Origin of the sequence: Victivallis lenta (genome assembly GCF_009695545.1) — a bacterium.
Lineage (GTDB): Bacteria > Verrucomicrobiota > Lentisphaeria > Victivallales > Victivallaceae > Victivallis > Victivallis lenta.
Genome location: NZ_VUNS01000007.1, coordinates 144,858 through 159,605, shown reverse-complemented (window position 1 = coordinate 159,605; position 14,748 = coordinate 144,858). Strand labels below are relative to the sequence as shown.

Below are 14,748 nucleotides of genomic sequence, written 5' to 3'. Positions count from 1 at the left end.
ACGTTCCCCGAAACTCTCATCCGGGAGAGCTGCGGACGGCGTTGCATCAGAATTTCCCGATGCTCTTACCGGCAGAGCGCCAGATATTTCTTCCGGAGCTCCGGGTCGGCCAGCATTCCGATGAAGACGCCGCCGACCACCGAACGCGCCTGGAAACCGACCTGCCTGCCGTCTTCCGTCTCATACCAGTCGCAGAGCGGTACGCGGGTCGGCGTTTCGTCGAGCCAGGTGTAAAGCGGGGCGACCAGCGCTTCGAAGTCGTCGCGTTTCCCGGTCAGCACCGCGCACCAGACGATCCAGTCGAATTTCGTGTAGCTCCTGCGGCTGTCGAGCGGCAGGCCGTAGCGGGTCTGGATTTTCCGGTAGTGCGCCATTTCGGTTTCGGCAATGTCGGCCGGGAAAAGTCCGAGTCCGAGCAGCCGGTCCCAGACGAGGTTGTATTTCTGGCTCCAGCTGCCGGGGCGGTCGAAGGCGAGGCGGTAGAAGCCGGACTCGTCGCAAGCGTCGTTTTTCCAGCGTTTCGCGGCCTCCTCGGCGGCGGCGCGGTACTTCTTCGACTCCGCCGCGTTCCCGAGCTTCTTCTCGACCGCCGCCCAGGCGCCGAGTGCGAGGATCGCCTTCAGCGACAGATTCGTATTGTGAGCGAGGTGGCCGGCGAAGTCGTCGGTGCAGAGCTGGTTCTCGGGATCGTACCCCTTGTCCAGCAGATAGTCGGCCCAGAGCTTCAGGGTCTCCCGGTAGCGCCTCGCAAAATCGAGATCGCCTCCGAATTCGACCAGCGCGCCGGCGAGCAGCAGCATGTTGCCGCACTCCTCGACCGGCATCTGATTGTCATCCGTGCGCTCGCCGCCGCCGTAGACCTGGCCGTTCGCGAGCGGATAAGTGCCGAGATCGTGCGGCGCAAACGGGAACTTCCAGCGGCCGGTCTCCGCATAGTCGAGGATCGGAATCAGCATCCCCTTCAGCAGCGCCGGAGCAGTCAGCAGATAGAGCGGCGCCGAGGGGTAGGTCACGTCGACCGTCGCAATGCAGCCGTTTGAAAAATTCTCCTTCGAGAAAAAGAGCGGCGTACCGTCTATGTCGGCGACAAGCTTGTGCGCCGCGATCGACTGCCGGAACGAAAGCGCGCAGATTTCGGCGTACTCGCTGCCGCCCGCCCGTTCGGCATCGGCCATCAGCATTTCATCATACGCTTCGCACTCCCGGCGAAGCGCATCGAACTCGTCGGCCGCAAGGGTCAGCAGTTCACTGAAGCTCGAAACCTTGCAGCGCCAGTAGGCCGGCAGCCGCCGGTGCAGGTATTCGATCGACAGCACGTCGTCGTAGGCCAGGACAGCCCACGCTTCGGCGGAGCCGGCGGCCGGAACGGCCAGCGGAAGCGCCAGCGCCAGCGCAATCCAGTTCTGGTTGGCCCGCTGCGGCATGTCGAGGTTGTCGGAATCAGGCAGCTTGCCCTCGGCCGCGAACCGGCCGCGGAGAATCCGGTTCTCGTCGATTGCGGTCTGCGCCCCGAACCGATGCGGCGCTCCGAGATAGAAATGTCCCCAGTCGATGCGGAGATCGTCGCCGCTGCGCAGGAGCGGCTGCTGGTTCGCCGCCCCGAAACTCAGAAGCTCGAACGCATTGTGATGGTAGCGGCTCCAGACGACCTGGTCGCCGGGCCGGTCCACGCAGGGTTCGCCGCCGCAGTCGAAATAGACTTCGCAGCTGTGCGCGCGGCCGTCGGTCGAATCGACGCGAAAAACCAGATAGGTGAGCGGCCGGGACAGCACCTCGAGCCGATGCGGCAGCGCCGGGGTCAGGAAGGTGACCGTGAGACGGATTCCCTCCCCTTCGAAGGTGTAGACGGTCCGGGTCGGCAGCACCCGGCATGAGGTTTGCGGCAGAAGCGGGGCAACCTGCTCCCCGCCGCTCCAGGTGAACGTTTTTCCGTCGATCCGGATCAGGCCCCCCAGACCGATGTTGCTGCCGGTCCAGTGGTGGTGCCAATGGCCGTTCAGCGTATCGTCGAACGACCAGATGCTGAAGTAAGGATCGTGAACGACCAGCGGCACGGCGGGGTAGCGAAGCGGGGATTTCCGGCTCATGACAAATATCTCCTTCGTAAATGCCCTGTTGAAAGAATTATGATGTAATATATACGCCCGGGCCGAATTATAAATGCGTTAAATTGTCAATTTGATGTGACAAATAATCATTCTGCGGCAGCAAAGCCCGTATCCGGCGGCAGGCCGGGCCGGAGCGCGGCTCCGGAGGCGAGTTCGTCACAGCGCGCATTGCCGGCGTTGTCGGCGTGTCCCTTGACCCAGACCGGAGTTACCAGATGAATTCCGAGCAGCTCCTGCAGCCGCCGCCAGAGATCGGCATTGGCGACCGGCTGCCTGTCCGCCCTGCGCCAGTTGTTCCGGCACCAGCGCGCCAGCCACCCTTTCGCCACGGCGTTGACCAGATAGCTCGAATCGGAGTAAAGCGTCACCCGGCACGGTTCGCGCAGTGCGTCGAGCGCCGCAATTGCGGCATAGAGTTCCATGCGGTTATTCGTGGTCGGCGCGAAGCCGCCGCACAATTCCCTGCGGTGAACTCCATATTCGAGAATTGCGCCCCATCCGCCGGGACCGGGATTTCCCTTGCAGGCCCCGTCTGTATAGATGACGATCTCTTTCACCGCGATTTCCCCTTCGGAACGACCCGGCAGCCGACGCAGCCCCGGGGCGAAACGAGCCCCGGGTTGATCCGCAGCTTCTCCAGCAGTTCCCGCCAGTCGGCTGCGCCGGTCGCTTCGAGCATCCTGCGGACGATGAAAGCGGCGGCGGCCGCGTCCTCTCCGGCCTGATGGTGTTCAAACCGGAACCCGAGGTAGTCGCAAAGCGTGTTGAGCCGATGATTCTCGAGTCCGGGCCAGAGGCGGCGCGCGAGTTTGCAGGTGCAGAAGTACGGAAATTCCGGCAACGGCAGTTCATACAGCTCCATGACGCGCCGGAAAGCGCCGATGTCGAAGGCGGCATTGTGCGCCGCGACGACATTTCCGGCGAACCGGCCGGCGATTCGCGGCCAGACGTCACTCCACTCCGGAGCGTTGCGCACCATATCCGGCCGGATGCCGTGAATCATGACGTTGAAACAGCTGAAACGGCTGCAGGAGTCATGCGGACGGATCAGGATCTCCTCGCGTTCGATCTCACCGCCGCCGCCGAGCGAAGCGATGCCGACCGAACAGATGCTGCCGGCATCGCCGTTGGCCGTTTCAAAATCGAGCGCGAGAATCATAGGTGCAAACAGGAACTGCGGTTGTTGTCGCCGCGCATATCCGGCAACAGGATGAATCATGAATCGAATCAGCTTTCCGGATAAAATACCCGTCTTCGGCGTTTTTGCAAGCGGCAAAGGGTTTTATTTGCCGGAATCGGCCGGAATCGGCTCCGATAACCGGAGCCGCCGCATATCGGTCTGCGCGAAATTCCAGAACCTCCGGCGGAACGGCCGGCAACGGAAAAGCAAGATGTCTTACCGGATATCTGCCGGTGATCGGACTGTTTTGATTTTCTCCGTTCGCCTTACCGTGAATCTCATCCCGGCGATTCTCAAATCCGGGGAGAGAAATTTGAAAGATTTCCGAAAACCGAATTTGCAAAAAAATGAGTCCGCAGTATAGTTAACTGGTTATCTTCAATTTTATCGATACGGAGTCCAACGATGAAAACATTGGTTGCAGGGGCGCTTCTGGCGCTGGTTCTGGCAGGCTGCGCGAGCGCGCCGCAATATAAGGAGATGCTGGTGATCGGGGATGCGATCAGCTTGTGCGCACCGATTCCGGCGCAGGGCTGGAACCACAACTGGGGAATGGCGGCGACGGCGAAGGAGAACGATTACGTACACCGCCTCGGCGCGGAGCTCCGCAAAAATTCGCCGGAGCTCAAGCTGACGGTGGACAGCATCATGTACCAGGATACAATGACCGGCTGGGTCCACCTGATCCCGTGCAGCGCGGACCTGATCGTGATCCAGCTCAGCGAGAACTATCAGGGCGGCGTTTCGCTCGAAGAGTATCAGGGGGCTTACGAGCAGATGATCGACGAACTTTGCGAAAACGGCCGGAAGACCGTGGTTTGTGTCGGGCCGTGGAAAAACATACAGCTCGAACCGGTCATCCGCAAGGCGGCGGAGAACCGGAACGCGATTTATGTTTCGCTGCGGGAGATTTACGCCGATCCGGCCAACCACGCCGCCGCGGAAGGGAAATTCCCGAAGCTCGGCGATATGCCGGGCGACCGGGGCATGCGGAAAATAGCCGAAGCGATTCTGGAATCGCTCGTCAAATAACCAATCGGGAGGTGGAAAATGTGGAAAAAGGGTTTATTGTTCGTCTGTTCCGCACTGATGCTCGCCGGAGTGCAGGCGCAGGAGATCAAAAAGGTCATGATCATCGGCAACAGCATCATGCGGCACGGAGCGGCGCCGCAGCTCGGCTGGAACTCCGACTGGGGCATGGCGGCGACCAGCCGTGATAAGGATTACGCCCATTTGCTCCATAAGAAAATCAGCGATGCGGTCGGCCAGGCGAAAGCGCCGGAACTGCAGCTGGCCAATCTGAGCAATGAAAAGCAGATGAAAGGCTGGGAACATCTGTCGGACAACGATGCGGACGTCATTGTGATTCAGATTTCGGACAACTACCGCGGCAAACAGAACGCCGAGGAGTTCCAGAACAACTATGCGCAGATGATCAGGGATCTCCGCGGAGACCGCGACCCGATTATCGTCTGCCTGACCAACTGGGGCGGCGGCAAGCTGAATGAAATGATTCAGGCGGCAGCGAAGGAGAACAACGCATTGGCGGTCGATCTGGCGCCGCTGGCAGCCAATCCGGAGAACAAAGCCGGCAGCGAAGGACATTTCACGAACGGCGGCGTCAACTGGCATCCGGGTGACCGCGGCATGGCGGCGATTGCGGACGCGGCCTTCACCGTTCTTGAAGCTCCCCTGAAAGCGAAAGCGGCGAAGTGAAAAAAGTGAAAAATCTCTTCAAAAATAATTTGACTTTTTCAAAAATCGGTGTTTATTATAAAATGTCAGAACGATAAGTGCTGACGTTTTAAGGTGGCAGGATAGCTCAGTCGGTAGAGCAGGGGACTGAAAATCCCCGTGTCCCCAGTTCGATTCTGGGTCCGGCCACCATTATTTTTGCCTTCTTTCGGGGATTCCCCCTCCCCTCAAACAGCTTCCGAACGATGGATCGAGCAGATCCGGATATGATGAGGAAATACCGTTCCTCCGCTTCGATAAAGTATCGATAAGACAGCGTTTTGCCGGCCGGAAATCACGGTTGTCCGGGACGGAACCGGAAAGGCGCGATTCTGCTGCCCAGATAAATTGTGCTGAATCAAGCGGTTTCAACACGAAAAAGGAGACTCCGGAATGGACACGGAGTCCCTTTTCGTCTCAAGACGACCGTCACGGATCCGGGATTGCCGGAAACCGTATTGGCCGGAAAATTGTCTACAAGTTCCGTATGATTGTCCACAGCCGGACAGTTTTGCTGTCCGCGGCACTTGTTTTTTCTCCCGGAATCGGTCATAATTATAGCGTGCTGACAAACGGAATTGACCGCAGGCGGTCGTAAACGGACAGGAATTCGATGATGATGCAGACGGCGGAAATCAAAACCGAGGAAACCGGGCGGAAATATCGGTGCCAGGATATCGTGAAGGCGCTCGAGGCTCATATCGTCGGCAGCCAGCTGGCCGCAGGCGTGGAACTGCCCGGCACGGCGGAACTTGCTTCCCGCTACCGGGTTTCCGAGAAAACCGTCCACCGGGCGCTGCAACACCTGGCCGACCTGAAGCTGATCCGCCGGGTGCGCGGCTCCGGCAGCTTCGTGCGCGGCAATATGGGACTGCCGCCGCACAGCCGCATCGGTTTTTTCTACTTCGAATCGCTGAATCATGAGATTCCGTCGCTCAACAGCATTCTGTGCCGGAATTCGCGGTCGCTGCTCAGGCAGGTCCTCGAAGATGCCGGTTTGTCGGTCGAGTTCCACAGCGAGCAGCTGCCGAAGGTCGAAAATTGTCCGCTGCTCGAAATGGAGCTGAGCCGTTTCGATTATATCATCGCCGAAGCCGGATACCGGCAGGTCGCGGCGGATGCACTGCGGAATTTCCCCGGCGAAGTGATCCTTTTCGGCGACGACGAATTCGTGTTCGGTCCGTGGCATCAGGTGTTCTTCGACTACCGCCCCGGATTCCGCCGGGCGCTGGAGTTCCTGATGGAGCGCGGGTTCCGCAAGGCAATGGCGGTCGGTGTACCGAATCTGTCCACTGCGGAACATCGTTACGAAGCGCTCTGCGATGCGGCCGAGCTGTGCGGTTTCGGCCGGGAAAACCTCTGTTTCCCGGTTCCGTCCGGCGACTACTTCCACTTCCAGATCCTCTGCGGCCGCGAATACGGCAAGATGTTCCTGAAGGAATTCAAATGCGACACGGCGATCATCTCGCTCTCGGATTACGTGACGGTCGGCGTGCTGGACGTCCTCTACGAACACGGCCTGAAGCCGGGACGCGAAGTTCAGCTGATCAGCTACGACAATCTCCTCAGCCAGGTGCCGGAGTTCAAGGAACGCTTTATCTGCAATGCGGTCACTCATCCGCTGAGCAGCGAATTCCGGGCGATCGTCAAGCTGATGTCGGAGATCCACCTTGCGCCGAACCCGGATTTCTACCGTTCGATCGTGGTTCCGGCCCGGGAGTTCGTGGTCAGAACCGACGGGCCGCGCCTACGTTGAAAAGCGGCCCCTCCCCCTGCCTGAAAACAGTTGTTTCTCCATATGGAATGTAACGATATCACCCTAAACCCGAAGGAATTCTGATCCATGAAAAGGAACTTCACGCTGATTGAATTGCTGATCGTGATCGCGATTATCACAATTCTGGCCGCGATGCTGCTGCCCGCCCTGAACAAAGCGCGCGAAAGGGCGCAGTCGATTTCATGCCTCAGCAATATCAAGCAGATTTTCATGCCGGCCACCATGTATCAGGCGGACAACGACGATTACTGTCTCGGCCGGGTGGCCGCGCTGCCGGCCGCCCGGAACGGCCTGAATGCCGGCGACACCGTCAGCTGGTCAGTCTACCTGAACGCGGCTTACGGATTCAGCCCGAAGTCCTTCCTGTGCCCCACGGAGCCGCTGGCGGCATGGTGGGAACACGACCCGATGTACCCCGATCAGAACAGCATCGCGATCGGCCTGAACATGTCCACCTTCGGCTACCAGTGGGAGGCGAAGGACGACAGAGGCACCATGCACAAGCTGTCGAGCATCCTGAATTTCGTCCGGCAGGAGGGGCGCGGGCTGCCGCTCTACTTCGCGGATACGCCGCCGGGGACGATCAGCGACCAGTACAACGGGGAGTTTTTCCAGCCCGGCTCGTGCAGCGAAGGCGCATTCCACATCCCCGGCCTGGAAGCGAGCAGCTGGTACCCGATGGCGGCGCGGCACAGCGGCGTCTCGGTGAACGCCGGACTGCTCGACGGCAGCGCCCGGAATATGACGCGGCAGGCGCTGATGGCCGACAAGAAGCAGTATCTCTGCGGTCCGCAGCAGTGGAACGGCAATTTTTACTACAAATAATCCGGCGGGAAAAAGGTTGATCCGATGAAACATCTCATGCTCTTTCTGATGATGCTGGCGACTGTCGCGGCCGTCGCGGCCGAAACCGACGGCTGGCGCGACCTGAGCGGCCAGACTGACCGCAGCGCCGGATTCGTGCTGGCCGACGGCGAATTCCCGTCCGGCGCCAACGGCTGGCGGAACATCGACGGCAGGGCGGTCCGGGTGGCCGCCAATGCCGGAGTCAACGGCAGCCCGGCGCTCTGCTACGAACGCACCGACCCGGACAACTATACGCTGGTCAGCCGTTCGCTGCCGCTGAAGGCGGGCAGTACCTACCGTTTCGGCGGAACCGTCCGCATCGAAGCGATCAAAGGCGGTTACGCCGGGATCGTCGTCGAACTCTATGACGCGGACGGCAGATGGCTGCGCAATGTCGAGTGTCCGACCAGCGCCGACAAGGTGTGCGGCTGGACACCGATGGAATACACGGTCACCGTCGCGCCGCAGGAGAAGCAGTGCACGTTTGTGATCCATCTGATGATGCCGCGCGGCGCAACCGGAAAGGTCTGGTTCGACCACGTGTTCGTGGAGGAGCTGGGGCCGCGCTGGAAGCTGCATCCGGTCTATCCGACCCACAACCTGATCGATGCGGAAGGCGGCGTGCTGCGTTTCTTCTCGCATTGCACAGGGAGTTTTCAACTGCCGGAGGGCGTGACGCCGTCGCCGGAACAGACGCTTGAACTCCGGCTCGAAACGGCCGGCCGCACTGTGCTTCGCACCGTCCCGGTGAAGGGACGGATCGCCGAAACCGAACTGCCTGCGCTCCCGGAAGGGGACGGCCTTCTGCGGGCCCGGCTGCTCGATCCGGCCAACCGCCTGATCCTGGCCTGGAAGGAGATGCCGGTGAAGATCCGGAAACGGTTCGGAAAAGCGCTGCCGGGCAACTGCGTGATCGACGCCCGGGGACGGGCGATCGTGGATGGGAAACCCTATATGCCGCTCGGCCTCTATACCGGGGAATTGACCCGCCGGGACGTGAAGCGCATTGCGGAGAGCCCCTTCAACTGCGTGATGCCCTACGGCAGCATGCAGCTCGGTCCGGACGGCGAAGTCGGCGGCAATCGGGCTCCCTTCGAGGCGGTGAAGCTGGCGCTGGACGAACTTCACGCCAACGGCCTCAAGATCCTCTTTTCGATCAAGGACGTGTACCGCTCCAACCCGCTTGGCCCGGACGATTACGTCTACCGCGATCTGAAGGGGGCCGACGAGACCGTGAAGCGTTATGTCGAAGCCTTCCGCAGCCACCCCGCCCTGCTGGCATGGTACACCTGCGACGAGAAGATGGCGGACTGGGTCGATATCATGACCCGACGGCGCGAACTTGTGAACCGGCTCGACCCGGACCATCCGACCTGGGCGGTCTTCTACCAGCCCAATGTGGAGGATTATCTGCCGATGCTGGACTTGTTCGGCGGCGACCAGTATCCGATTTCCCGGATTTCGGAGGGATACGACCACCATATGACTTCAATCGACCGGCTGATGGGGCTGGCTGAAGCGACCGGGATTCCGACCTGGAACGTGCCGCAGGCGCACAATCTGAATATCTATTCCCCGGCGGAAAAAGCCGCCGACTACCGCGACCCGACCGGCGAGGAGATGCTTTCTCTGGCGCTGGTGCAGGCCATCCACGGGGGAAAGGGATTCGTTTTTTACAGTTACTTCGACTTCTTCCGCGGTCCGGCCGGGACCGAAGCCGAGCCGGAGCTGGCGGAGAAGCGCTGGCGCGACGCATGCATGGCCGCCGGCGAACTCAAAAAGCTCGAGCCTTTCCTGATGGCGGAGGCGGATGGCCCGGCGGTTGAAATCGTCGAATCCGAGGGGAAGTTCCGGGCGCGCTGCTTCACGGACGGCAACGGCAATTACCGGCTGCTGCTGGCCGGGGTCGGGCCGGGCCGGACCGCCGGCACGCTCCGGGTGAAGCTGCCGGAAGGTCTGACTTTCCGCAGCCGCACCGGAAACACGGAGCAGCGCGCACCGGGTGAATTCCGGTTCACCGGGAACGATATTGCAAGCGACATCGTCGAGCTGAACCGGCAGTAATCCGATGAACGACGCCATTCTGACGATGGAGGCGGCCGACGACCCCTTGAAGGCGGAGGCCGTTCCCGGCCCCTGCCCGCCCGCCGCCTCCGACCCGAAGCGGCCGTACACGGTCGGCACGCTGCGCTACTCGCTCGGCGAAGTGATCGTGGTATCGGCCTGGGTGATCCTCGGCGGCACCGTGTTCGGGATGCTGGGCAGCCTGGTCCCGACGCTGCTGCCGCTGACGCTGGAGCATTTCGGCGCTTCCGGCGCGTTGATCGGCCTGGTGGTCGGCAGCGTGCCGGCGGCGATGAATTTCGTGATGAACCCGATCCTCTCCACGGCCAGCGACCGGACCCGGACGCGCCGGGGCAGGCGGATTCCGTACCTGCTCTTCGCAACGCCGTTCGTGACGTTTTTCCTGATCCTGATCGGATGGATTTCGCCGATCACCGGGTACGTACATGCGAACCTCTTTCCCGAAGCGGACATCAATACGCTCGGCGTGTTGCTGATCTGCATATTTTCGGTGGTGTTCCAGTTCTTCAACCTGATCGTCGGATCGATCTACTACTACATCTTCGCAGATGTGATTCCGCACCGGTTCATCGGGCGTTTCATGGCGGCACTGAACCTGGCCGGAACCGCCGGAGGATTCCTGTTCAACTTTTTCGTGATGCCGTATATCATCGACTATGCTCCGGCGGTTTTCACCGGCATCGGGCTGCTGTATCTGGTCTGCTTTCTGCTGATGTGCTTTTTTGTGAAGGAGGGAGAATATCCGCCGCCCAAAACGGTGCGGCGGCCGGAGGGCCCGCTGCTGAAACGGCCGGCGGAGTGGATCGGCATCTATTTCCGGCAGTGCTACCGCCACTGGTTCTTCACGTTCCTGTTCCTCGGAACCGCACTGAACAACGCCTCGACGGTCTGCCGCAGCACCTTCAATCTGCTGTTTGCAACCAGGGAGCTGCAGATGACCGCCGGACAGTTCGGCAAGGTGATGGCGGCGGGAGCGGTCGTATCGGCCGGCGTGGTGGTGCTGACCGGTTTCCTGATGGACCGGCTGCACCCGCTGCGGGTCTTCGTCGCAAGCGGCGTCATTGTGGTCGCCGCAAACGTGTGGGGCTATTTCGGCGTGGTGGACTACCCGACTTTTTTTGTGGTCGGAATCGCCATTTCCGTGGTGTATGCGGTGCAGTTCGTCAGCAACGGCCCGGTGTTCATCGAACTTTTCCCGCCGGATAAATTCGGTCAGTTCAGCAGTGCGAATGCGATGATGAACAGCATCCTGCTGATCTTTGCGAACTACTTCGGCGGCGTGGCGATCGACCGTTTCGGCTACCGCTTCATCTTCATCTGGGATACGATTTTCACGGTGGCCGCGACGCTGGCGCTGCTTTTCGTCTACGTCCGCTGGAAACAGCTCGGCGGCCCCCGGCATTACGCGCCGCCGCCCACCGACTGAGCCGTTGCGGACCTTTTCCGCTTTTCCGGTCCGGCTGCCCGGCGGTTCATCGTTCCGCCGGCAGTTTCGGCGGCGGGCATCGGCGGAAAACGTCCCCCCGAACCGAAGGGAGAAGCTGCGCGTTTACCGGATTCCGCACGAGCTTGTCAAGCCCGGCCGCAACCTGATTGCAACTGCGATGCCGATCTTGTGCGCATGGATTGATTCCGTCCCGCATCCGCCCACGAGTCTCCGGCGGCAGCCGGTCCCCGTGAATTTGCCGGAAAATCGTGCGAATGCCTTGCAAATACCCGAAACGCATTTTATATTGTTCTTTTCTTATCACGAATGATCGAGAGTCAGGGGCAATCCGGTGAATTCATTGCGGCGGCAAAGCATGGCCGGACGGCGGGAGTATACGCTCACGGAGCTGCTGGCCGTCATGCTGATCGTTCTGATCCTGGCCGCGCTGCTGCTGCCGGCGGTCAGCCGCGCCCGGGAAAATGCGCGTCGCAGCCACTGCCGCTCGAACCAGGCCCTGTTCGGGACGGCGGTCCAATTTTACGCCAACGACTGGAATGACTATCTGCCCTACTATATCATCGAAGACAAACATGCTTCGTATTCGACTGAATTCCGCTTTTTCTGGGAGCTGCTGAAGGGATATCTGCCGGTCGGCGGGATTTATTATCCGGATCAGTACAATCCGCCCGTGCCCGGGCCGTATCCGGGAGGAGTGCCGCGCGCGATGGCCTGTCCCTCAGCGGTGATGAGTTACGACGGCTGCCGCTCCGCGCTGAAGGAGAAGAATCTCTATCTCGCCCGCCCGACCCGGGCAGGTTCCTACCAGACCGTGCTGCTGGCCCGTTTCGTGCTGCCGGGCAATGTCGTTCACGACGGCGGAATCCGTGTCGGCAGCATCCGTTCCCCCGGCTCGTATTTCATCGTCGAGGATACCGGTTTCAACGACCGTACCGACGACCGTGAATATCCGTACTGGCGCTACGGCGGATTCGTCGACGGCCGCTATTTCTGGGGACACGGCAGATATTACAATGTCGCATTTCTCGACGGCCATGTGCGGGCATTCCGGCGCAAGCGGAGGCGGCTCGAGTGGCAGGCGGAATTCACGCGAGATTTTTCGGAATAATTTTTGCATTCCACCCTCCCCGCCGTTTTTCTCCGGCTTGCAAACCGTATGGACAAAGGCTATATTGGAGAAACCAGGAGGGATTCTATGAAACTGTTGTACGGCATGACGGCGCTGGCGGTTCTCGGCGGCGCGACGCTCCAGGCGGAAGTTCCCGAGCTTCTCGAATTGGTTCCGGAGGCGAAAGGGTACGAGCTCATCGCAAAGCTGAACCCGACCAGATGGGGCGCCGACGGCTATCAGGTCGACCGCACCGAAGCGCTGGACGGCAAGCTCAAGCGGGTCGGCTACCTGCTGAAGCTCACCGACCGGAGCGGAAAAATGAGCTGGGTATTCACTGCCATGGACCCGTTTGCGGAGACGCTTGCGGCCGTCGCGGTGCCCTCGCCCGGCGGCAGCATCAGCCAGACTTATGTGAACAATCTCGAGGTCTCCTCCAATGTCGAAGGGGTCAAGACCGGCAGGTTCGACCGGGGAAATGTTGAATTCTGGGGCAACGACTACGGCGCCGGGAATGCGAAGCAGATTCCGGGCGCCAGCGATTCGCAGTACGATTTCGGCGACTCGGTTTCGGGCGGCGGCACCTACGGCTCGATGCAGGTGCACAATTTCCAGGAGAAGCAGACTGTCTTCGCCTTCAACCACCTGGGACAGAACCAGAACTGCGACCTCGGCATCGGCAGCAGTCCGCAGGGGCATCCGGACTGGACCTTCACGGCCTCCGGCAAAAATTACAGCGACGCCGAGCTCTATGTCGTCGGGCAGTTTGACGACTTGAAGATCAGGGAGGTCATCACCCTGAATCCGGCCCGGACCCGGGTCACCGGCGTGACCGACAAGGACCCGCTCAGCTATGCGCCCGGCGAGGAGATGACCTTCACCATCACCGCCGACCTGATGGGGCAGCAGCCGACCGTGCCGTATTTCCTCGCATGGTCGCGCACCGGCGACGACGGCAAAAGCGACAGAGGGAAGGTTGAAGTTTCCGGCGAACCGCTTGTGATCAAAACCTCGATCGACAAGCCCGGGTTCGTCCGTATCATCGCCCGTCTCGTGGATCGGAACGGCGCGCCGCTGCGCGCGAAGAACATGTGGGGCGGCAGCATGGATATCTCCTTTGAGGGCGGCGCCGGCGTGCAGCCCGAAAAGCTGGTTGCGGGGGCGGAGGAACCGAAGGATTTCGACGCTTTCTGGCAGAAGCAGAAGGAGCGTCTCGCCGCGGTTCCGATGAAGTTCAAAATGGAGAAGCAGCCGACTTCGACTCCGGAGGTCGATGTCTACGAGGTCACCGTCGACTGTGCCGGGCCGCGCCCGGTCACCGGTTATCTGACCATTCCGGCCGGCGCGGAGGCAAAATCGCTGCCGGCCCAGGCCAACTATCAGGGGTACGGCGTTTCGCGGCAGACTCCGCCTTCCGGCGGGAGCAAAGACAGGATCGTCTTCCACGTGAATGCGCACGGCTTCAAGCTGAACCAGCCGAAGGAATATTACGACAACTTCACGAACGAGATCAAGTCGAACGGGCAGATTTATGCGTTCGACCCGAAGCAGAATTCGAATCCGGAAACCGCTTACTTCAACGGGATGGCGATGCGGGTCATGCGTTCGCTCGAGTTTCTGAAGTCTCTGCCGCAGTGGGACGGGAAAAACCTCACGGCAGCGGGCGGCAGCCAGGGCGGACTGCAAACCGTCTGGGCGGCCGGGCTTGATCCGGACGTCACGCTTGCGAAGCCGGATATTCCGTGGTGCAGCGATATGAAGGGCGACTCGAAGGGGCGTATTCGCGGCTGGTTCCCGCCGTACGTCGACGCGCTCGGCTATTACGACACGATCAACCACGCGAAGCGGATCAAATGCCCGGTGGAGATCACGCGGGCGGGATTGGGCGACTATACGTGTCCGCCCTCCGGCGTGGCGATTCTCTACAACAACATCAAGTCACCGAAGAAGATCCGCTGGTTCCAGGGGTCGACGCACGGTTACGTGCCGCCGAATCCGCAGATCATCGAGCAGACGGGCAGGTAAAAAGGCGGAAGGTAACTGCGTACCCGCTAAAGGCGGCGGAGCCGCCGACGGCGCCGGCGCCTTGCCGGTCGGGTTCCAAGGGCGAAGCGCCTTGGCCGCCGGAGGCAATCTGTACGCGAAGCGAAACAGCTGCATCAGCAAAATGAAATTTTGCCGCGCAGCGTACACGGTCTGATGCGCGAACGCGCAGAAAGACCGCGCCCCGCAAGGGGCGTGCATCCCGGAAGCAATGGCACAGCGGGGGAGCGTTTTAATAATGTGCGCGTTTCCCTCTAAAACATGGTTGTCCGGCCGAAGACGGCAATCATGCCTTGGCTTCTGATCGTGTCGGCACCCCCTGTCCGGAACTTTCATTTCCCGCAGGCTGCGCCCTTACCACTCACGGAGTCACCCCTCCGGGAGGGCTTACTTGTCCGGCTGAAAGCCGGACACTCTTCA

Annotated in this window: 11 protein-coding genes and 1 tRNA gene; 9 read left to right on the top strand and 3 right to left on the bottom strand. The window is 60.8% G+C overall.

The genetic code is table 11. From position 1 onward, the window contains the following. Positions 1-65 precede the first annotated feature (65 nt). From FYJ85_RS24285 to FYJ85_RS08780, 3 genes are all read right to left on the bottom strand, one after another. Positions 66-2,096 carry a glutaminase family protein gene (locus tag FYJ85_RS24285; protein WP_476756247.1) on the bottom strand — a complete coding sequence of 677 codons (2,031 nt, stop codon included), beginning with the start codon at positions 2,094-2,096 and terminating at the stop codon, positions 66-68. 98 nt (positions 2,097-2,194) lie between these two features. Next, a complete protein-coding gene (gene rnhA / locus FYJ85_RS08785; protein WP_106054242.1) occupies positions 2,195-2,665 on the bottom strand; it encodes a ribonuclease HI in 471 nt (156 codons plus the stop codon). Further along, positions 2,662-3,327 (bottom strand): 3'-5' exonuclease, encoded by a 666-nt coding sequence (locus tag FYJ85_RS08780; protein ID WP_154417938.1) that lies wholly within the window; start codon positions 3,325-3,327, stop codon positions 2,662-2,664. Before FYJ85_RS08780 ends, rnhA begins: the two co-directional genes overlap by 4 nt. A 366-nt stretch (positions 3,328-3,693) precedes the next feature. On the opposite strand from FYJ85_RS08780, the gene FYJ85_RS08775 reads away from it, so the two are divergent. The 9 genes from FYJ85_RS08775 (at position 3,694) to FYJ85_RS08735 (ending at position 14,310) form a co-directional block, all read left to right on the top strand. Next, entirely contained in the window at positions 3,694-4,320 is a 627-nt protein-coding gene (locus tag FYJ85_RS08775) for an SGNH/GDSL hydrolase family protein (RefSeq protein WP_106054239.1), read from the top strand. An 18-nt stretch (positions 4,321-4,338) separates the two neighbouring features. Then, positions 4,339-5,004, top strand: coding sequence for an SGNH/GDSL hydrolase family protein (locus FYJ85_RS08770; RefSeq protein ID WP_106054238.1), 666 nt, complete (start codon positions 4,339-4,341; stop codon positions 5,002-5,004). A 95-nt stretch (positions 5,005-5,099) separates the two neighbouring features. Further along, positions 5,100-5,175: transfer RNA gene (locus tag FYJ85_RS08765), tRNA-Phe, on the top strand. A 460-nt stretch (positions 5,176-5,635) separates the two neighbouring features. After that, positions 5,636-6,778: a GntR family transcriptional regulator gene (locus FYJ85_RS08760; RefSeq protein WP_106053555.1), complete on the top strand. Its 1,143-nt coding sequence runs from the start codon at positions 5,636-5,638 to the stop codon at positions 6,776-6,778. Between the two features lie 87 nt (positions 6,779-6,865). Next, positions 6,866-7,624 carry a type II secretion system protein gene (locus FYJ85_RS08755; RefSeq protein ID WP_154417937.1) on the top strand — a complete coding sequence of 253 codons (759 nt, stop codon included), beginning with the start codon at positions 6,866-6,868 and terminating at the stop codon, positions 7,622-7,624. Between the two features lie 24 nt (positions 7,625-7,648). Then, positions 7,649-9,709 carry a hypothetical protein gene (locus FYJ85_RS08750; RefSeq protein WP_154417935.1) on the top strand — a complete coding sequence of 687 codons (2,061 nt, stop codon included), beginning with the start codon at positions 7,649-7,651 and terminating at the stop codon, positions 9,707-9,709. A 4-nt stretch (positions 9,710-9,713) separates the two neighbouring features. Next, positions 9,714-11,156 (top strand): MFS transporter, encoded by a 1,443-nt coding sequence (locus tag FYJ85_RS08745; protein ID WP_154417933.1) that lies wholly within the window; start codon positions 9,714-9,716, stop codon positions 11,154-11,156. Between the two features lie 352 nt (positions 11,157-11,508). Next, positions 11,509-12,285 (top strand): DUF1559 domain-containing protein, encoded by a 777-nt coding sequence (locus tag FYJ85_RS08740; protein WP_154417931.1) that lies wholly within the window; start codon positions 11,509-11,511, stop codon positions 12,283-12,285. An 87-nt stretch (positions 12,286-12,372) separates the two neighbouring features. Beyond that, positions 12,373-14,310, top strand: coding sequence for an acetylxylan esterase (locus FYJ85_RS08735; RefSeq protein ID WP_177996064.1), 1,938 nt, complete (start codon positions 12,373-12,375; stop codon positions 14,308-14,310). Positions 14,311-14,748 lie beyond the last annotated feature (438 nt).

Excerpts from the sequence above, each read along its gene's own strand:
- FYJ85_RS08750 (WP_154417935.1), top strand. The coding sequence starts at position 7,649 with ATGAAACATCTCATGCTCTTTCTGATGATGCTGGCGACTGTCGCGGCC.
- FYJ85_RS08735 (WP_177996064.1), top strand. The coding sequence starts at position 12,373 with ATGAAACTGTTGTACGGCATGACGGCGCTGGCGGTTCTCGGCGGCGCG.
- FYJ85_RS08760 (WP_106053555.1), top strand. The coding sequence starts at position 5,636 with ATGATGATGCAGACGGCGGAAATCAAAACCGAGGAAACCGGGCGGAAA.
- FYJ85_RS08770 (WP_106054238.1), top strand. The coding sequence starts at position 4,339 with ATGTGGAAAAAGGGTTTATTGTTCGTCTGTTCCGCACTGATGCTCGCC.
- FYJ85_RS08775 (WP_106054239.1), top strand. The coding sequence starts at position 3,694 with ATGAAAACATTGGTTGCAGGGGCGCTTCTGGCGCTGGTTCTGGCAGGC.
- FYJ85_RS08745 (WP_154417933.1), top strand. The coding sequence starts at position 9,714 with ATGAACGACGCCATTCTGACGATGGAGGCGGCCGACGACCCCTTGAAG.
- FYJ85_RS08755 (WP_154417937.1), top strand. The coding sequence starts at position 6,866 with ATGAAAAGGAACTTCACGCTGATTGAATTGCTGATCGTGATCGCGATT.
- FYJ85_RS08780 (WP_154417938.1), bottom strand. The coding sequence starts at position 3,327 with ATGATTCATCCTGTTGCCGGATATGCGCGGCGACAACAACCGCAGTTC.